This is a genomic window from Verrucomicrobiia bacterium (assembly GCA_035574275.1).
Lineage (GTDB): Bacteria > Zixibacteria > MSB-5A5 > DSPP01 > DSPP01 > DSPP01.
The window spans coordinates 1-17861 of the sequence record DATLYY010000017.1 but is presented as its reverse complement, the minus strand read 5'-3'; the positions used below and the strand labels follow the sequence as shown (position 1 = coordinate 17861).

At 55.8% G+C, this 17861-nt stretch carries 15 protein-coding genes and 1 tRNA gene; 6 read left to right on the top strand and 10 right to left on the bottom strand.

What is annotated here, in order from left to right; translation table 11 throughout:
• Window positions 1-19 precede the first annotated feature (19 nt).
• Both VNL73_02865 and VNL73_02860 read left to right on the top strand, forming a co-directional pair.
• The gene (locus VNL73_02865; GenBank protein HXF48352.1) at window positions 20-1408 is read left to right on the top strand and encodes a hypothetical protein; all 1389 of its coding nucleotides are present in this window, start codon (window positions 20-22) and stop codon (window positions 1406-1408) included.
• A 29-nt stretch (window positions 1409-1437) separates the two neighbouring features.
• Complete coding sequence (locus tag VNL73_02860; GenBank protein ID HXF48351.1) at window positions 1438-3567, top strand: carboxypeptidase regulatory-like domain-containing protein; 2130 nt, start codon at window positions 1438-1440, stop codon at window positions 3565-3567.
• A gap of 14 nt (window positions 3568-3581) precedes the next feature.
• Here the strand turns inward: VNL73_02860 and VNL73_02855 are convergent, their stop codons facing one another.
• The 7 genes from VNL73_02855 to VNL73_02825 all read right to left on the bottom strand — a co-directional run bounded on the left by VNL73_02855 (window position 3582) and on the right by VNL73_02825 (window position 11895).
• Window positions 3582-5126, bottom strand: a complete 1545-nt coding sequence (locus VNL73_02855) for a YifB family Mg chelatase-like AAA ATPase (protein ID HXF48350.1) — start codon at window positions 5124-5126, stop codon at window positions 3582-3584.
• Between the two features lie 211 nt (window positions 5127-5337).
• The gene (locus VNL73_02850) at window positions 5338-6699 is read right to left on the bottom strand and encodes an amidohydrolase family protein (GenBank protein ID HXF48349.1); all 1362 of its coding nucleotides are present in this window, start codon (window positions 6697-6699) and stop codon (window positions 5338-5340) included.
• Window positions 6696-9779 (bottom strand): amidohydrolase family protein, encoded by a 3084-nt coding sequence (locus VNL73_02845; protein HXF48348.1) that lies wholly within the window; start codon window positions 9777-9779, stop codon window positions 6696-6698. Before VNL73_02845 ends, VNL73_02850 begins: the two co-directional genes overlap by 4 nt.
• 137 nt (window positions 9780-9916) lie before the next feature.
• Window positions 9917-9990: transfer RNA gene (locus tag VNL73_02840), tRNA-Asp, on the bottom strand.
• A gap of 119 nt (window positions 9991-10109) precedes the next feature.
• Entirely contained in the window at window positions 10110-10400 is a 291-nt protein-coding gene (locus VNL73_02835) for a hypothetical protein (GenBank protein ID HXF48347.1), read from the bottom strand.
• A gap of 55 nt (window positions 10401-10455) precedes the next feature.
• The gene (locus VNL73_02830) at window positions 10456-10776 is read right to left on the bottom strand and encodes a hypothetical protein (GenBank protein ID HXF48346.1); all 321 of its coding nucleotides are present in this window, start codon (window positions 10774-10776) and stop codon (window positions 10456-10458) included.
• An 87-nt stretch (window positions 10777-10863) separates the two neighbouring features.
• A complete protein-coding gene (locus VNL73_02825; protein HXF48345.1) occupies window positions 10864-11895 on the bottom strand; it encodes a serine protease in 1032 nt (343 codons plus the stop codon).
• Window positions 11896-12110: 215 nt separating this feature from the next.
• Here VNL73_02825 and mscL point away from each other — a divergent pair, with 215 nt between their 5' ends.
• Window positions 12111-12548, top strand: a complete 438-nt coding sequence (gene mscL, locus VNL73_02820) for a large conductance mechanosensitive channel protein MscL (protein HXF48344.1) — start codon at window positions 12111-12113, stop codon at window positions 12546-12548.
• Window positions 12549-12602: 54 nt separating this feature from the next.
• Here mscL and VNL73_02815 read toward each other — a convergent pair whose 3' ends face one another.
• Window positions 12603-14159, bottom strand: a complete 1557-nt coding sequence (locus VNL73_02815; protein ID HXF48343.1) for an OmpA family protein — start codon at window positions 14157-14159, stop codon at window positions 12603-12605.
• A gap of 184 nt (window positions 14160-14343) precedes the next feature.
• On the opposite strand from VNL73_02815, the gene pdxS reads away from it, so the two are divergent.
• The 3 genes from pdxS to bcp all read left to right on the top strand — a co-directional run bounded on the left by pdxS (window position 14344) and on the right by bcp (window position 16545).
• Window positions 14344-15222, top strand: coding sequence for a pyridoxal 5'-phosphate synthase lyase subunit PdxS (gene pdxS / locus VNL73_02810; protein ID HXF48342.1), 879 nt, complete (start codon window positions 14344-14346; stop codon window positions 15220-15222).
• A complete protein-coding gene (gene pdxT, locus VNL73_02805; protein ID HXF48341.1) occupies window positions 15219-15833 on the top strand; it encodes a pyridoxal 5'-phosphate synthase glutaminase subunit PdxT in 615 nt (204 codons plus the stop codon). The genes pdxS and pdxT overlap by 4 nt, the downstream gene beginning before the upstream one ends.
• A gap of 256 nt (window positions 15834-16089) precedes the next feature.
• Window positions 16090-16545 (top strand): thioredoxin-dependent thiol peroxidase, encoded by a 456-nt coding sequence (gene bcp, locus VNL73_02800; GenBank protein HXF48340.1) that lies wholly within the window; start codon window positions 16090-16092, stop codon window positions 16543-16545.
• A gap of 62 nt (window positions 16546-16607) precedes the next feature.
• On the opposite strand, the gene VNL73_02795 is transcribed toward bcp, so the two are convergent.
• Both VNL73_02795 and VNL73_02790 read right to left on the bottom strand, forming a co-directional pair.
• A complete protein-coding gene (locus tag VNL73_02795) occupies window positions 16608-17135 on the bottom strand; it encodes a hypothetical protein (protein ID HXF48339.1) in 528 nt (175 codons plus the stop codon).
• Between the two features lie 35 nt (window positions 17136-17170).
• The gene (locus tag VNL73_02790) at window positions 17171-17743 is read right to left on the bottom strand and encodes a FlgD immunoglobulin-like domain containing protein (protein ID HXF48338.1); all 573 of its coding nucleotides are present in this window, start codon (window positions 17741-17743) and stop codon (window positions 17171-17173) included.
• Between the last annotated feature and the right edge of the window lie 118 nt (window positions 17744-17861).

Below are 17861 nucleotides of genomic sequence, written 5' to 3'. Positions count from 1 at the left end.
GGATGCCAATGGCAAACCAGTGCGGAAAGTTGATTTGGATTTCTTCTTACTGGGGTTCAAAATGCCCTACGTTTGCGATAACACCGATTCTTCGGGCTATTATAGCGTTTGCGTCAGCACACCCGGCACATATCGGATTACTTATGATCCGCTCTATCCGTATAACACAAATTTGGTTGCAAAGGAAACTTTAAGCGTCCCACTTTTTTCATCGCGCGTCCTGCCGGACATACGTCTTGGATTTGGCTGGGCCGTCGCTGGACAGGCGACCGACACGGCGGGAAAGCCGATCGACTCCATCAATTTGGCGGTGGACGACTGGGTCAGCAAGAAACGTCTTTTCACCCCCGGCGACAAGACCGACAGTTTGGGCAACTATAGAATCGTCATTCCCAACGGCGCCTACCGCTTCCGCTACGCCCCGGCCCCGGGACGGAGACAGGTGGGGCTACAGTTGGATACGGTGAAAATTTCCGGCCGCGATACGGTCATTAACGTCACCATTCGCTCCGGCTTTTTTGTTTCCGCTACGACTATCGATACGACGTTTAATCCAGCCAGAACGCCGATTGCCGGCGTGGATTTGGATTTAGAAGACACGTTGGGGAACAAAATCTTTCTTCCCCGCAACACGAGCGATTCGCTGGGCAAACTGACCGTGGTAGCCCCAGGCAACATGTATGATTTTCTTTTCGTACCGCCGCGAGATTCTCACTTTGTAGCCAAGAAAGTGCGCTCTTTTGCGCTGACTTCGGATACCTCCATCACCCAAACGCTTAACCGAGGCGTCCTTCTGACCGTGCGTGTCGTTGACTCTCTAAATAAACCGGTGCCTTTTGCTGATTTGGACGTGATTCGCGAATTTCCTCCTCCCTCGAATGAAATGTTCACCCCAACCGACAACGCCGACCAATTTGGGGTAATCAAAGTCGCCGTCCCTCCGGACAGTTACACGATTGTTATCAATCCGCCGGCCGGCGCGACCAACTTCCTCGCCGACACGCTGCCAGGGTTGGTGCAGGTATTGAACGACACCACCATTGACGTTACGCTCCCCGGCCAGCCGGTGCGGATTACCCCCCCCGGCGAGGAGCGGATTCTGGATGCTTATCCCAACCCCTTTCGTCCGGCGGTAAACTCCTTCATATACTTTCCGGTTGATTTGACTGCTCTGTCCGGCAATTGGAAGGCATTGCTCACTATCTTCACCCCAGCGGGGGAAATCGTTTTTAAGGAGGAAAAAAAACTTTCTGGCGGCCAGATAAACGGGCGCGAACTGTTTTGGAACGGACACAACGACAACGGCGAACCGGCCGCATCCGGGGTTTACTTCTGCAAAATAATCCTGCGGGAAACGAGCGGTTTGCAACGAATGGAGAAAGTCTTAAAGGCGGCCTTGATTCGCTGACAACGGGGCTTTTCATCAGAGGAGGCAATATGTTCGGGCGTTTGGTTTGGAGTATCGTTTTGATTTTGGGGCTGGCATCCGGAACGCAGGCCCAGTTTACCCTGTCCGGAAAAATCACCGATCCCAACGGGACAGGGATTGCAAACGTTGATGTAGATTTATATGACATCAATGGCAATCCCGTGGGGATTTTGACTGACAAAACAGACGCTTTGGGAAACTACAATTTGAACCAGCCCTTTGGCCTGCCCGCGGGCACCTACGATGTTGCCTTTACGCCGCCAGCGGTCAGCAATCTGGCACCCGTTTACAACACGGGCTACCTGCTTTCCGGCAACCAGGTGTTCAACGACACCGTGCCGCTCGGCTTCACCCTTTCCGGCTTCGTGCGGGATACGGCCGGGGTGGGTCAGCCGGATATTGATTTGAATGTCACCGATGAGTTGACGGGACAGTTGGTCTACACGCCCAACCCGACCGACAACACCGATCCGTTCGGTTTTTACTCATTGGTGCTTCCCGCGAATGGAGTTTACACGTTGACCTATCGCCCCGTCGCCGCCCAAAAACTGGTGGCAGCAGAATTCAAGGGGATAATCTTCAACTCCAACCAGACACGGGACGTGGTGTTGCAAGCCGGCTTTTTCGTTTCCGGCACGGTCGTCGACAATAACAGCCAGCCGGTTCGGGATGCCGATATGGACTTTGATGTTTCCGCCACCCAGGCCCGCATCCCCACGCCAAACGACAATACAGACAACAACGGTTTTTATCAGGTGGTGGTGGGAGCCGGGACTTACGACATAACCGTGGAGCCCTTGGTGGATGACAAATTGATAGCCGGGCTGAAATTTTCTGTGCCTGTAACCAAGGATACGTCGATTGACTTCGTCTTGCAACCCGGATTGTATCTTTCCGGATTCGTCCGTCGCGCCAGCGACAACGCCGGGGTGGCCAACGTCGATATCGACGTGCACGACACGCTGACCAACACCAAAATCCCCACCCCGTTCGATTTCACGGATGGCACCGGCTTTTATCAAATCGTGGTGCCTGCGGGGGCCTACGATGTCACCTTCCAGCCGCCTGTGGTTTCCGGTCTGGCACCGGTGGAAAGCTTGCACGTGGCAGTAGCCGCCGACCGAACATTAAACGCCACCGTTCTGGCCGGATTCACCCTTTCCGGTAATGTGCAGCGCGCGGGCGGTGGCGGGCTTTCCAACATAAACATAAAATTTGTAAATTCGGCGACCGGCGCCAAGGTGCCTTTAGCCAATCACTTTACCAACGCGTTGGGGAATTACTCGGTGGTGGCCGTGCCAGGCAGCTACACGGTCGAATTCGAACCGCCCAAATCCATCCGCCGGGCGGCCAAAGATTTCCCCAATTTTGCGCTCAATTCCAATATGACCCTGAATGTTACGCTCGATTCCGGGCGGGTTGTTTCGGGATTCATCAGGGATTCGTCGAACATTCCAATCTTCGAGGTGGATTTCGACGCTTTCATCACCTCGTCCGGAAACGAACTATACACTCCTTCCGATAACACCGATTCAACCGGATATTATGAAGTCGTCGTTCCGCCGGGCACACTCGATTTGGCCTACACGCCGCCCTTGGCTTCCCGCTTCGCGGGAGCCTCATTTGCGGGAGCTTCCATTGTAAATGACACGGCAATCAATTTGACCTTGCGCCACGGCGTGGAGCTCTCCGGCACGGTTCGCGATTCGTCCGCCAACCCGATTTCCGGTGTGCGGGTGCGGGCCTTTGGTTCTCCGGAAGTTCCCTTGACCAAGGGTACAACCGATGCCGTCGGTAGTTTTGCTGGCATTCTCGTGCCCGGCACCTACACTCTGCACTTCGTACCGCCGCCCGCCAGTTTGTTCGATTCGCTGGTGGTAAGCGGGGTACAAGTCCGCGTCGATAGCACGATTTTTACGACCCTTCCCCGAAAACCTTTCTCCGGCATCAAGGGGGACCTTTCCAACGATGGACAGCTTTCACCCTCTGATGTCGTGTTGATGTTGAACTGTGTTTTTGCGGGCACGGGCACTTGCCCTCTTTCGGTGGCCGACCTGAACTGCTCCAGCAATTTAACTCCAGCGGATGTGGTTCTTGAGTTGAATCTGGTTTTTTCAGGTACGACGTTACCCTGTTAGGCTGTTGCACCTTTTTACATCCACAAATTCCTATCCAATGTCCGATATTGGATGGCTTCGGAAAGGTGGGATTCTTTGATGTCGGGGCTGGCTTCCAGATCGGCTATGGTGCGAGCTACTTTTAGAATTCTGTCGTAGGCTCGAGCTGACAATCCCAGCCGCGACATAGCTGCCCGCAGGAGTTCTTGCCCTGCAGAAGTTATCTGACAATACTTCTTCAGGTGACGCGTCTGCATGTGCGCATTCGCAAAGACCTTCTTTTCCCTCGAGAAACGCTCCGTTTGAATTTTGCGAGCGGAAATTACCCTTTCGCGAATTTTCGCAGAGGGTTCTGCGCTTTCACTCGCAGCTAATTCTTTAAATTTTACTGCAGGAACTTCTATGTGAATGTCGATGCGATCTAAAAGTGGGCCTGAAATTTTCGAAACGTATCTTTGAATTTCCGCAGGAGAACAATGGCATTTTCCGCTCGGATCACCAGAAAATCCACACTTGCAGGGATTCATCGCGGCCACAAGCTGGAACTGAGAGGGATAGGTCAAAGAGATCTTGGCGCGGGAAATGGTGACCTTGCCATCTTCCATCGGCTGGCGCAAAACCTCCAGCACATCTTTTTTGAACTCCGGCATCTCGTCCAAAAACAAAACGCCATGGTGGGCCAACGAAACCTCGCCCGGGCGGGGGACCGTGCCTCCGCCGATTAAACCGGCGTCTGAAATCGTGTGGTGCGGGCTACGAAACGGGCGGGTGGCCAGAAGGGGCACCCCCGGCTCCAGCTGTCCGGCGACAGAATGAATTTTGGTTGTTTCCAATGCTTCCTCGACGGTCAACGGCGGCAAGATGGTCGGCAGCCGGCGGGAGAGCATCGTCTTGCCCGAACCGGGCGGACCGATTAGCAGAATGTTGTGCGAGCCGGCAGCGGCCACTTCCAAAGCCCGCTTGACAGCTTCCTGTCCCTTCACTTCGGCGAAATCAAGCGGATAATCGAGTGCTTTTTGAAAGACCAAATTGATGTCCAGCGTGAACGGTTCGATGCGCTCGTCTCCTTCCAGAAAACCGGCCGCCTCCCGGAGGGAGGAGATGGGATATACCGGCAGGCCGGTGGCCATGGCTGCCTCGGCGGCGTTTTCCTTTGGCACCAAAAGCGCCCGGCTGCCGTTCTGCTTCAAAGCCATTGCAATCGGCAGGATGCCGGGGACGGGACGGATGTCGCCATTCAAGGAAAGCTCCCCCACCAGCACCACGTCCGAAAAGTCCTCCCGTCCCAATTGTCCCGTGGCGGCTAGGATGCCGACGGCCATCGGCAAATCGAAAGCGCTCCCTTCCTTTTTGATGTCCGCCGGAGCCAGATTGATGGTTACTTTTTGACGGGGGAAGGAGAAGCCGGAATTTTTTACGGCGGAGGCAACCCGCTCCTTGGCTTCCCGCACGGCCCCTTCCGGCAACCCGACCGTGGCGAAATAGGGCATTCCACCGGTGATGTCGGCCTCCACTTCCACCAGATAAGCGTCGATGCCCAAAAGCGAGGAGGAATAAACTTTGGCCAGCCGGTTGCGCATAGGCCGGAAAAGTAAATAGGGGAGATACGGCTGTCAATGGAAAGCAGGGGGGACATATGGCCTTAAGTGCCGCTTCAGAACCCCCCCTCCGGCCTTTGGGTTTCGTTCCCTTTGGCGGGGAAGAGAGGAAATATCGGATCAGCCAACGAAGACAAATGAAAAGGGGCAACCGGAAGGTTGCCCCTGCAGAACTACGACGACAGATGTCCGATTACTTTGCTTCTTCCTCTTCTTCCCCGGCCCGCATACGGCCGTTGGCGGGAGCTTTCTGCTGGTATTTTACCTTATATTTTTCGTACAACTGCGTGTGGCGGGAAGTCAAATCGACTTTTTTCCCTTGGATAAATTCAATCTCCACGTTGGTGGTGATTTCCAAGGGGTCGCCGGTGGTGACGATGAGGGTGGCATCCTTGCCCACTTCCAAGGAGCCGATGCGGTCGGCCACACCGAAGATTTCCGCCGGAAAGAGTGTAATCGCCTTCAAGGCCGCTTCCCTAGGCAAGCCATAGGCCGAGGCCATCGCCGCATGGTAGGGCAGATTCCGCTCGTTGGAGGCCCCGCCGTCGCCGAAGAGGGCGAATTTAACCCCGGCCTGATAGAGCTTGGCTGGAACCGAATAGGCCATATCGTAATCCTCGTATCGACGTGCCGGCTGGCGCAAGGTGCCGCCGACCAGAACCGGGATGTTTTTAGATTTCAGAAGCTCAGCCGCCCGCCAGGCGTCGTAGCCGCCGCCGATGATGATTTTTATTTTTTCCTCATCGGCCCAAGCGATGGCAGCGTGGATTTGCTGGATGTTGTTGGCCATCACCAAAACCGGCAGTTTCCTTTCAAAAACCGGAACCATCGCCTCCCAGCGCATATCGGTGGGAATGCTCTTGCCGCTTCGGGCGGTCGCTTTCTTGGCCGTCCAGTAGGCGCGGGCATCCTTGAACGCTTGGAAAAGTTCCTTCAAGTTCCGCTCCCGGTTTTTCTTCTGCTCCTCCTCCGATTCCGTGACCCACCAGGCCCGCTGGGGGGTCATTTGGGGCCAGTTGACCACCAGAGCGGCCGGGGCTTTGAAAGTCATCTCTTCCCAAGTCCAGCCGTCCAGATTAATGAGGGCGGCCGTTCCTGAAATGATTCCTCCCTCCGGTGCGGTCAGAGCCGTGGTGACACCGTTGGCGCGAGCCACCGGAATCAGTTCCGATTCCGGATTGACCGCCACTTCGGCCCGGGCGTTGGGATTGATGCGCCCGGTTTCGGAAACGTCGTTGGTGGCCCGAACGGCGCCGATTTCGGTCAGCCCCAGATTGGAAAAGGGGTCGATGAGCCCGGGGTAAATATGTCGGCCGGTTACGTCGATTACTTCCGCGCCGGGTGGAAGCGAAATGCCCCGGCCGATGGCGCTGATTTTTCCCCTGTCGAAAAGAACGGTAGCCCCGGCCAGTTCCCCGCCGGTGACAGTATGAACCGTGCCGCCGACCAGGGCGATCGGATGGCTTTGCGGTGGGGCCGGCCGCTGGTCAAAGCCCCAAAGCGCGGCGGCCAGCCCGAAGCCGAGCATCGTCGTCAATCCAAGAATTTTTTTCACGGCTGCACCTCCTCGTCCATACAATTGTGCACTTTTCTTTCACCCGGGCGTTTCCAGCCCCCGCGTTCGCCGGAGCCCTCCTTGCCCGATTTTTTCTCCGCCAGGATTTTCTGAGTCAATACGGCGCGCTGGCGGGTGACTTCGGCACGCAACTTGGCATCTTCGTTCTTATCGAAATACTTCCGCCCATCAATCCAGGTCTGTTCGCAAACCGTATAGGTGGAAAGGGGGCTTTGGCTCCAGAGTACGAAATCGGCATCCTTTCCGGCCTCCAGCGAGCCGACCCGGCCGTCGATGCGTAGCTGCTTGGCCGGGTTCAAGGTCACAAATTTAAGCGCCTCGGCCGGTGGCACGCCGCCGTATTTGACCGCCTTGGCTGCTTCCAGGTTCAACCGGCGGGCCAGTTCGTCCGAATCGGAATTGAAGGAGACCACCACGCCCGCATTATGCATCAAAGTCCCGTTGTAGGGAATGGCGTCGTACACCTCGAATTTATAGGCCCACCAGTCGGAAAAACAGGAGGCGCCGATTCCCAGCCGGGCCATCTCGTCGGCCACTTTGTATCCCTCCAGCACATGCTGAAAGGTGCCGATGGTGAAGCCGAAATCCTGGGCCACCCGCATGAGCATCAGAATCTCATCCTGCCGGTAGGAATGGGAGTGGACGATCCTTTTTTTCTGCAGAATTTCGGAGATGGTCTCCAGCTCCAAATCCCGGCGGGGAGGAATGCGGTTTTTGTTTTTGGCCCAGTCGTCCCAGTCTTTTTGATAATCCAAGCCGGCCTTGAAGGCGTCCCGGATGATTTGTTCCACCCCCATCCGGGTCTGTGGGTAGCGGGTCGTGTACTGGTCCCCCCAGTTCGACTGCTTGGGGTTTTCGCCCAAGGCAAATTTGATTCCCGGTATGGCTCCTTCAAATTTCATCTCTTCCGGGTCGGAGACCCCCCAACGGAGCTTGATGACCTGGTTCTGCCCGCCGATGGCGTTGGCCGAGCCGTGGAGCAAGTTGGCGGCGGTAAGCCCACCCGCCAGCTGGCGGTAGATGGCGATGTCGTCCGGGTCCACCACATCTCCGATGCGCACCTCGGCTGTTATCGTCTGTCCCGATTCGTTGACGTTGCCGGAAATGGCGGAATGGGAATGGCAGTCAATCAGACCGGGGGTAACGTGTTTCCCTTCGGCGTTGATGACCAGCGCGCCGGAGGGGGCGGAAAGGTTTTGGCCGAGGCGGACGACTTTCCCCCGGCGCACCAGCATATCGCCTTCTTCGATTACTCCCTGCGGTCCGGATGTCCAGATGGTGGCGTTTTTCACCAAAACATATTCCGGCTGTTCGGGAAGCTTTGGCCTTCCAAATTCGGCGGCCGGATAAACCGGCGTAAAGGAGGCCATTTCCGGCTTTTTGGCCTTTGAAGTGTCCGGTTCGGGGGTGAACGTCGCCACCCGTTTGGCTTTCCAAGTGAATGTGCTTCCATCCGCCAACTCTCCGGTGCCCAAAATCTCATCGGCGGAAACGTTCCCCCCCATCCGCACCACCCCCTTGAAACCGACCGAATCGCCGGTGAAGGAGAAGGTCAACCGTTTTCCGGAAAGAGTAATTTTTGAAAGCTTGGCTTCCTTATTTATTTTGAAATTTCCTTCCGGCCCGTCCGCTTCCCCTTTCAAATCCAGAACTATCGAATCCTCCGGCTGGGTGCCGGTTGAAAGGGTTAGATCCCACTTGCCGCGCACATCCACCAAGGGGTCTGGCTTGATTTCGTACCGCTTGCCGTCCACCCAGGTTTCCTTGATTTTGGTTTTTTCGGCGAACAGCTCCCCGTCGGTAACCACCAGGTTGGCGGTCTTTCCGGCCGAGAGCGTTCCGACTTTGTTTTCAACGCCGAAGAGCCGGGCTGGCGTGGTGGTCAGGGCGGCCAAGGCAGCTTCTTTTGAAAGCCCTCGTTCCACCGTTTTTTTGACGTTTTTCAAAAAATTGCCGGGGTCTTTCAGGGTGGCCGAGGTGAAGGCGAAAGGAATTTTGGCTTCCGATAGACGTTTCGGGTTCTCGGGCGCTTCATCCCACAAACGCAGCTCGCGCAAAGTTACTTCAACCGCTTCATCCGGGTTTTCCACCGAAGGGGGATCGGGAAAGTTGACCGGCAAAATGACCGGCAGACCGGTTGCCTTGATGGCCTGCAGTCGTAAGTACTCCGTGCCGCTCCCCCGCACGATTAAAGGCAGGGTGAACTCTTTGCCGATTTTTGCCGCCCGCAGAAAATCCAGTTCGTCACCGGCCTCGATTACATAGGCGCCGACCGGCTGGTTCAAGGCCTCGAGTGCTTCATTTACTTCCGGCCGCACCAGTCTGGGATTGCGGCTCCAAGCCGCCTGCGCCTGGCGGTACCAGTCAGCGTCCAGAAGGGTCTGGCGAACCAACGTGATGGCCCCCATCAACGAATTGGGATAATCATCACCCATCGAGTTGGTTTGCAAAGAGATGTGTTGGGCGACGGTGGATTTGACGATTAAATCGTTCGGTTTTCCTTCACCCAGATTGACCAGAGCCGAGGTTCCTTTGAAAAGCCCCCTGGTCGGCACGGCAAGGACCGTGGTGATCCCCTGCTCGCGGAGTTTCCCGGCGGCCTCTTCATCCGCCGAGAATAATTTATCCGCTTTTTGATGGGCCAAAACGTTGGGGTTCCAGTAGCGCGGGCCGCGCGGCTCTTCGGGTTGCTCCGGTTGAGCCCGTTGTCTTCGTCCGGGGCCGCCCGGTGCCCGCTGGGGCGGTTTAGGCAAGCCCCAGTCCGAGTAGGAATCGATAAGCCCGGGGTAGATGGTCTTCCCCTCCATATCCAGCACGACGGCATCCGCCGGGACGGCGGCGTTGGCGCCGACCGCCTCGATTACCCCTTCGCGAATAACCAGCGTTCCCTTTTCAATTGTGTTTCCCGGGGACAAAACCAACCGGGCATTGGTCAAGGCAAAAACCTGCGGGGTGTTTTCCCGCAGCCCATCGGGCGGGGTGGTTTTGGCCTCCGCTCCGACCAAAGCTAAAACGAACAACACAAACGCAAAAAAACCGACCAAAACAGCGCGCGGCATAGGAGCTCCTTTCATATCCGACCTAACATAGAGACGAGAACTGTCCGAGGAAAGTTACGCATTTTTTTAACCGCCCGGGCCGGTCTTTTTCCCCTCGAAAAAAACCAAGCCCCCGGCAAAATCTCCTTTGCAAAAAGCGGGGCCGACGAGACTCGAACTCGCGACCTCCTGCGTGACAGGCAGGCGTTCTAACCAACTGAACTACGACCCCGTTGCCGTATCATTCACAAAACTGCAGACCCCAATAAAACGTATTTGGAAGGGATTTTCAATAGCCGGACTTGTATTGAGAAAAGAAAACTGCTTGGAGGAAGGCTTTCTTAAAGAAAATCAGGATGCGGGAGAAGCCGGTCTATCCGTCGGCTGAAAAGCCGGAGATGCTTCCGGTTCCTTCTTTTTGTCCTTGATGATGATGGCAACCGGGATAATCACGCAATAGCCCAAGACCAGAAGAATCGGCGCAAAGACGGTGTCCCCGGTGCCCAAAAAGATGAAGCCGGCAATTATGACCAACAAGCCAACGGCAAAGAGTATGTAATTCCGCTTGCCGAAAATCGGGCCGGTTTCGGCCTTTATTTTCGGGGCCGGTTTGCCTTTAACGAATTGTTTGGGCTGCGCCATTTTATCCTCCGCAAAGATGAGCTTTTAGTTTTCCAAAATCAAGCCAAAAATCAAATCAAGTATCGGGGTCTAGAGCCTTGAACTCACCGGTTATCTCGATAACCACAGGATACCCTTCCAAAGATGCCGGGACCCTTTTCTCTATTTCGGCTGTTTTTTGGCTTACCAATACCTTGATGCAGGGCCTTCCGCCCGACTCGCCGATGGCCGTACCGACCACGCCGGGAATGGACATCAAATGCTCGGTGTGGGTTTCCTGTACTTGTTCAATAGTCTTGGCGGGCATTTTAATTTCCTTTGGAGCTTGTGCATCGTTTAAATCCGCACATCCGGTCAACAAAACCAGTACAAAAACCGCAGTTGAAACCCACTTCATATTCACTTCATTCTATAATTAACCCCCCCGAAAGAAAAAAACAAGCGGGAGCCCTTTCGGACTCCCGCTTGCGATTAAGCGATTTGACTAATTGCTGCAAATCGTCACGTTGAAAGCCGAAAGCACATCCGCAATCGGATTCACGACAGTGACCGAACTGGAGCCGGCGAACAAAAGCCCAACCGGATTGTTGTTGGCATCGTTGGTCACCACCAGGGAACCGGAATCCCCCGAGCGGGAAATGCTGGTTGTCAGTATCTGTCCTACGAAACGGGCCGTGCCGGCGGAATACCCCACGTTGACCGTGGCGTTGACGGCCGTCACCGAACCGGTGGAAAGCGACGAGGTCCGTCCCACTTTCTTTACCCCCAGTCCAACCGTCGCCGTCACGTTGGTAGTGCCGGGAAAACCGTAGTACGACGGAAGGGTGGCGCAAGTAAAGTCGGAGGTGGACAAAAGCGCGATGGCGGCGTCCACCCGGTTGTTGGCCGAGGTGGAAAAGACAATCGGCACGAAGTCCGACAAATCAGCCACCTTGTCGGTGGAGACCTTGTTGGCGCACCTCGGCTTGTTGTCATAGCGCCCGGGCTGGACAATGTCTTCGCCGATGGAAGCGGCGTTCTGACGGGCCAACACGTGATTGTTGCTCAAGATGTAATGCTGGCCTCCCTTCTCCACCATGCAGCCGATGGTTCCGGCGGCGCATTCGCCGTTATTGCCGACCGAAACCCCAATCGGCACGGGGCGGTACCGCTTGGTCAAAGCCTGGGCGTAAATCTTCCCCGTGACCATCACCTCGACGGGGATGCCGTCAACGGTTGATGGAATACCGGCCACCCCTTCCCGCTCGAGCAAAATCTTGACCACCGGCCGGCCAGCGGCGGAAAGCCCGGTGGCCGTGCCGACCACGCCGTCAATTTCCATCAGCCGGTCGGTATGGCGGCTTTGAACGGCCATAACACGACCCAAATCACCGGCCGACAAGGCCACGGCCTGTTCCGGACGGGTGGAGGCAGGCTGCTTTTCGCTGCAACTCACCCACAAAAGAGCGGAAGCCAAAAGCACCACGCCCACCAAAAAGACCCAGCCGCGTGCCGGTTTGGACAGATACTTGTGCATTAAGCACCTCCCATTGGTTAATGGTTTATGGTCTAATTTCCAAGAGCAGGGTTAAGTTAATTCCGGCTACCTTTATGTCAAGAAAAAAAACAATGAATTATGATTTTCGTCACCCGGCGGGCTATTTCTTTTCCAATCCAACAGGATGTTTGCTTCAACCGCCTTGACTTGCGGGCCGTTCCGGCTACTTTCCGGCCAACCCGAAAGGAGGAAGCATGTTAAAAGAGTTCAAGGCGTTCGCGATGCAGGGAAATGTGATGGACATGGCAATCGGCATCATCATCGGCGCGGCCTTCGGTAAAATCGTAAGCTCCTTGGTGGGGGATGTGTTGATGCCGCCGATTGGGCTATTGATGGGGAACGTCGATTTTTCCAATTTATTCATCAATCTGTCGGGACGATCCTTCACCTCCCTGGCGGAAGCCAAAGCGGCTGGGGTGCCGGTGATGAGCTACGGTGTGTTTATAAACACTGTAATCGACTTCATCATCGTCGCCTTTGTAATTTTTCTTTTGGTCAAGCAGATAAACCGGTTGAAAAGCCATCCCCCGCCGGCCGCTCCGAACACCAAGGAGTGCCCCCACTGTCTGTCGAACATTCCGATCAAAGCCGCTCGCTGTGCTTTCTGCACGGCCGAACTTAAGCCGGCATAGTTCAAAAAAAAGGGCGTCCCGAAGGACGCCCTTTTTCGTTCTCCTTTTAGAGACCTACTGCACCCGCTTCAACTCCACCCGGCGATTCTGGGCCCGGCCGGCGGCGGTCTTGTTATCCGCAATCGGCGTGGTCTCGCCGTACCCTTTGACGAACAGGTTTTCGGCTTTCACACCCTTTTCCGCCAGATAGTTCCGGACGGAAGTGGCCCGCTGCTCGGAAAGGTTCATATTGTGCGCATCCGAACCGGTGGCATCCGTATGCCCCCCGACCTCCACTTTCACTTCCGGATGGGCCATCAAGCTGATGGCCACTTCATCCAGAATCTTTTTGGATTCCTCCAGCAAAACCGCCTTGCCGGTTTGGAAGTTGACCCCTTTCAAAACCAACGGCTTGTCCGGTTCAGGAATGTATTCGACCGTGGGCAGCACGCAGCCGATGGCGTTCACCTTGCTTCCGGCCGGGGTGTTCGGGCACTGGTCAACCCCGTCGCAAACGCCGTCGCCGTCCGAATCGGTCGGGCAGCCGGTGGCGTCCACCGTGCAGCCCCTGGGAGTGTCGGCACATTTGTCCAGACCATCGCAAACGCCGTCGCCATCCGCATCCGTCGGACAGCCGGTGGCGTCCACAGAACATCCCTTGGGGGTGTTGTCGCACTTGTCGGTGCCGTCCGAAACGCCGTCCCCGTCGGAATCCATCGGGCAGCCCTTGGCATCCACCTTGGCCCCCTTGGGTGTGTTGGCGCAGACGTCAATGCCGTCGCAAACCCCGTCACCGTCCGAATCGACCGGACAGCCGGTTTCGTCCACCCGGCAGCCGATTTTGGTGCCGGGGCATTTATCCTTTTTATCCGAAACGCCATCCAAGTCCTCGTCCTTGGCCCCTCCGCCGAAGTAGAAGGAGAACCCGGTGTACACTTCCGCCGTAAGCTTGGGCAAGTCCAATTCGCCGGCGCCCGTTCCCACGATATCCAAATTGTCCTTGAAGTCGGTCAGGAAATGGGAAAGATAGCGGCCGCGGGCCCCCAGTTCCCAGCTGAAATTTTCACTGAAATAATAGGCAAAGCCCAACCCGAGCATCCCGTAGAGCTCCTGGTCCTTCAACTCGTACGGCTGGCCGTTCAAATCCGTGGCGGGAATCCCCGTTTGCGAAAGCGACGGGTCGTTGGACATCAGGGTGTTGCCGGAGGAATCCTGCCACTTCCACATGTAAAGCCCGGCGCCCAAGGAAACGTACGGAGAAAATTTCTTCTCCGGCGTGAAATGGTATTCTCCCAAAAGCCCGACGGAAAAGGCCTTTTGCTTGGGCCCCCCGTCCAGGTTGCTGAAGGTGAAACCGGCCCCATCCGTCCACTTGGAGGTGTCCGCCATCCAGGTCATGCGGCCTGTTCCTTCCACGCCCAAAACCCATTTGGGGGTAAGCCCGTATTTCAGGCCGGCCCCCACCACCCCGCCCATTGTCCAATAATCGGAATGGTCGGTCAACCCCAGCTTGTAAAGCCCGCCGTTGGCCGATAACCCCAGCTTCCCCTTCAATTCCACGCCGAAAGCGGCGGTGGAAGCAAAAACGAGTGTTGCGAGCGTTAAAATCAACGCCCAACCGAACCTTTTCATCGCTCCCTCCTGTCTCCTATGCGTTACGTTCAAGGTAAGGGAGAATAATCAATCCGTTGCCTCTACTTGTCAAGGGAATTTTTTGACTTTTCGCTTTTTTTCGAAGGCCCGGCCCGCTATTGGAAAAGGGGATTGGAAAATGTATATTAAACCGGAAGGGAATTCCTAAGGAAGGCGAGCGATTATGACCAGAGAAGAGAACTGGAAAGTTAAAGTCGGGTTGGCGGAAATGCTGAAGGGTGGGGTAATTATGGATGTCACCACCGCCCAGCAGGCCAAAATCGCCGAGGAGGCGGGGGCCTGCGCCGTGATGGCCTTGGAACGGGTGCCGGCGGACATCCGCAAGGAGGGGGGGGTGGCCCGGATGGCCGACCCCAAGATCATTGAAGAAATTCAGAACGCCGTGACCATCCCGGTTATGGCCAAATGCCGCATCGGGCATTTTGCCGAAGCACAGGTTCTGGAGGCCTTGGAAGTGGACTACATCGACGAGAGCGAAGTTTTAACGCCAGCCGACGAGAAAAACCATATCGACAAGCATGACTTCAAAGTCCCTTTCGTTTGCGGGGCGCGCAACTTAGGAGAGGCCCTGCGGCGGATTGGCGAAGGGGCGGCGATGATTCGCACCAAGGGAGAGGCCGGCTCCGGCAACATCGTGGAGGCCGTGCGACATATCCGGGAAGTTATTGGCGCCATCAAACGGCTGACCACGCTCGGTGAGGAAGAACTCATGTCCGAATCGAAAAATCTGGGTGCCCCGTATGAACTGGTTAAAGAAGTGGCCAAAACCGGCAAACTGCCGGTGCCCAACTTTGCCGCCGGCGGCATTGCCACCCCGGCTGACGCCGCCTTGGTGATGCAACTGGGGTCGGAAGCGGTTTTCGTCGGCTCCGGCATTTTCAAATCAGAAGACCCGGCCAAGCGGGCCAAAGCGATTGTAATGGCTACCACCCACTACAAAGACCCCAAAAAGGTGGCCGAGGCCTGCAAGGGACTGGGGGAGCCGATGAAGGGGCTGGATATCAAGCTGATTCCGGAAAGCCAGCTTTTGCAGATTCGATGAGAGTATCGGAACGCTCCCCAATCGGCGTTTTGGCCCTGCAGGGGGATTTCGCAAAACACCGGCAGGCCCTGGCAGAAATCAATTTGCCCGCCAAAGAGGTTCGCACGGCCGAGGATTTGAACTCCTGTTCGGCTTTGATAATGCCCGGCGGGGAATCGACCACCATCCGCAAAATGATGGTCGCGGAAGGGCTGGATACTGCTATCAAAAAATTCACCGGAACCCGGCCAATCATGGGCACCTGCGCGGGGATGATTCTGCTTTCGACAAAAGTGGAGGATTCCACCGTCGAGCCGTTGAAGCTGATTGACATCACCGTCCGGCGCAACGCCTACGGCCGGCAGATTCATTCCTTCGTCGACTTCGGCCGGGTGCCGATGTGGGACGACAACCCGAAGCTGGAAATGGTCTTCATCCGCGCCCCGCAGCTGGTCTCCTGCGGCCCGGCCGTGCTCCCGCTCGCCACCTTGGGGGAGGAAGTGGTGATGGCCCGCTCGGAGAAGATTCTGGTTTTGGCTTTTCATCCGGAATTGACCGCCGACCGGCGGGTGCACAAATTTTTCGTGGAGGAGTTTATCGAGGAACACCGAGGCATTCCGGTCGCTTTGTAATTCGCCACATAGGAGAAACAAAAACCGAGGAAAGGGAGGTACGATGCCCAGAAAAGCTAAAAAGAAGTCCAAAAAGCCTGCCAGAAAGAAAGTTTTAAAAGCGAGAAAACCGAAAAAACCCAAAGCCAAGGCCAGAAAGCCGGCCAAGAAGGCCAAACGGGTCGTCAAGCGTGCCAAGAAAGCGGCTCCCCGTCGCCCCCGCGCTCCAAAGCCACCGGCTGTTCCAACGCCGCCGACCGAGCCCTCTCCGGTCTTGATGGAGGGGATGCGGGCCCCCGACTTTCGCCTGCGGGCCTATCCGGACGGAGAGCATACGCTGGCCGATTTCCGCGGCAAAAAAGTGGTGCTCTACTTTTATCCCAAAGACGACACCCCCGGCTGCACAATGGAGGCCTGTTCATTCCGGGACACCAAGTCGGAATGGGAAAACGCGGGGGCCGTCGTTTTGGGCGTTTCCAACGACGACTGGGCCAGCCACCAGAACTTTGCCCAGAAATACAACTTGAACTTCACCCTTCTTTCCGACCCGGACGCCTCGGTTTCCAAAGCATACGGTGTCTATAAGGAAAAGAATATGTACGGCAAGAAATTCTGGGGGATCGAGCGCACCACGTTCATTATCGATTCTGAAGGAAAAATTGCCAAGGTTTTTCCCCGCGTTCAGGTGGACGGCCACTCCGCCGAGGTTTTGGAAACCCTCCGCCGGATTTAACTTATTGCACCAACAAAAAGCCCCCGAAGCACGGGGGCTTTTTTTGTTATGTGCTTTTTCACCTACTTTTTCTCTGACTCCGTGTATTGTATCTCCAATTCGGCCACGCTTCCATCGGTCAAGTTGCGAAGTTGGAAAGTTGATGCGGATGTCTTCGCCGGATAAACAAGTATCCCGAAGTTGGGTAATTCTCCTTGTTGCCAAGCGCGAACTATGTACGTGAGCCGCACTTCTGCTGTTCCGCTATTGAACCCGACCCGCCCAAAGTTAACGTGGAACGGAGAAGCGGCCGATTCGGACATTGCGGCCAGCCGAATCCCGGACGTCCACGGGGCCAGCATAGGCCGAACGAGTATGCCGAGGGGTTCCCGGCTAGTATCCGTTTGAACCTGAAACCGCAGGTTGGCCATATTAACCCTGACATTTTGCAGGACAGCTGGTAGGTCGAATTTGAAGAGCAAGCCCGGTCGGTCGGCATCACCCACCTTATCCGTTGAACCGGAAACGGTTGTGGTCAGTTTGACGCTTTCGGCCCAAACCATAGAAAAAAGTGCCAAACCTATCATCATTCCGAAAATTAGCTTTTTCATTTTTTCCTCCACTTGTGGTGAGCTTGTCGAATCCATCACTTTAAAAAGATCATCCGTTTGACTTCTTTGAAGCTGGCCGTCTCAAGTTTGTAGAAGTAAATCCCACTGGCCACGGCAGTCCCGTTTTCATCCCGGCCATTCCAGACGATTTGATGGGTTCCGGCCGGTTTCTCACCGTCCACCAAAGTCAAAACTTCCTGCCCAAGGAGGTTGTAAATTTTCAGTTTGACTTTCTCCGCTTTGGGCAAAGAAAAGCTGATGGTTGTAGTCGGGTTGAAGGGATTGGGATAATTTTGGCCGAGTGAGAATGCCAAAGGCCGTGTGGTTTTCTCCTCTTTGGTACCCAGTCTCCAATACGGCCCCGGGTCGGAAGTGAGGTAGGGATTCCAATCGACCGATCCTTCAAAAAAGCTGGCACTGGGCGAGGAAGTCCCCCACCAATTCTGCTCCGCTTTGACCTGATAGCTTGTCGTATTTTTTACCGCCTTGGAGGAAGTCCCCGCCCGATAGATCCGGTTGCTGGGAGGCACATCCGGGCAAGGAGCTTGTGTGCACCCGGCGTTGATATCCAAAACCGGCGTTGTTCTGTACTGCTCCCCTTTAGTCAAGCGGCCTGATATGGAGTCATCGGGCTGAGGTTATAGGTTTTCTCGAACCTGTTCGGCGGCTGGTAGCCCAGGGCCGAGTGCAGGTAGGTTTCGTTGTACGTTTCGATCCAGCCGTTCA

What these genes read in the sequence shown, in the direction of transcription:
- pdxT (HXF48341.1), top strand. Translation starts at nt 15,219, where the DNA reads ATGAGAGTATCGGAACGCTCCCCAATCGGCGTTTTGGCCCTGCAGGGG.
- pdxS (HXF48342.1), top strand. Translation starts at nt 14,344, where the DNA reads ATGACCAGAGAAGAGAACTGGAAAGTTAAAGTCGGGTTGGCGGAAATG.
- VNL73_02835 (HXF48347.1), bottom strand. Translation starts at nt 10,400, where the DNA reads ATGGCGCAGCCCAAACAATTCGTTAAAGGCAAACCGGCCCCGAAAATA.
- bcp (HXF48340.1), top strand. Translation starts at nt 16,090, where the DNA reads ATGGAGGGGATGCGGGCCCCCGACTTTCGCCTGCGGGCCTATCCGGAC.
- VNL73_02830 (HXF48346.1), bottom strand. Translation starts at nt 10,776, where the DNA reads ATGAAGTGGGTTTCAACTGCGGTTTTTGTACTGGTTTTGTTGACCGGA.
- VNL73_02845 (HXF48348.1), bottom strand. Translation starts at nt 9,779, where the DNA reads ATGCCGCGCGCTGTTTTGGTCGGTTTTTTTGCGTTTGTGTTGTTCGTT.
- VNL73_02855 (HXF48350.1), bottom strand. Translation starts at nt 5,126, where the DNA reads ATGCGCAACCGGCTGGCCAAAGTTTATTCCTCCTCGCTTTTGGGCATC.
- VNL73_02860 (HXF48351.1), top strand. Translation starts at nt 1,438, where the DNA reads ATGTTCGGGCGTTTGGTTTGGAGTATCGTTTTGATTTTGGGGCTGGCA.
- VNL73_02825 (HXF48345.1), bottom strand. Translation starts at nt 11,895, where the DNA reads ATGCACAAGTATCTGTCCAAACCGGCACGCGGCTGGGTCTTTTTGGTG.
- VNL73_02815 (HXF48343.1), bottom strand. Translation starts at nt 14,159, where the DNA reads ATGAAAAGGTTCGGTTGGGCGTTGATTTTAACGCTCGCAACACTCGTT.
- VNL73_02795 (HXF48339.1), bottom strand. Translation starts at nt 17,135, where the DNA reads ATGAAAAAGCTAATTTTCGGAATGATGATAGGTTTGGCACTTTTTTCT.
- mscL (HXF48344.1), top strand. Translation starts at nt 12,111, where the DNA reads ATGTTAAAAGAGTTCAAGGCGTTCGCGATGCAGGGAAATGTGATGGAC.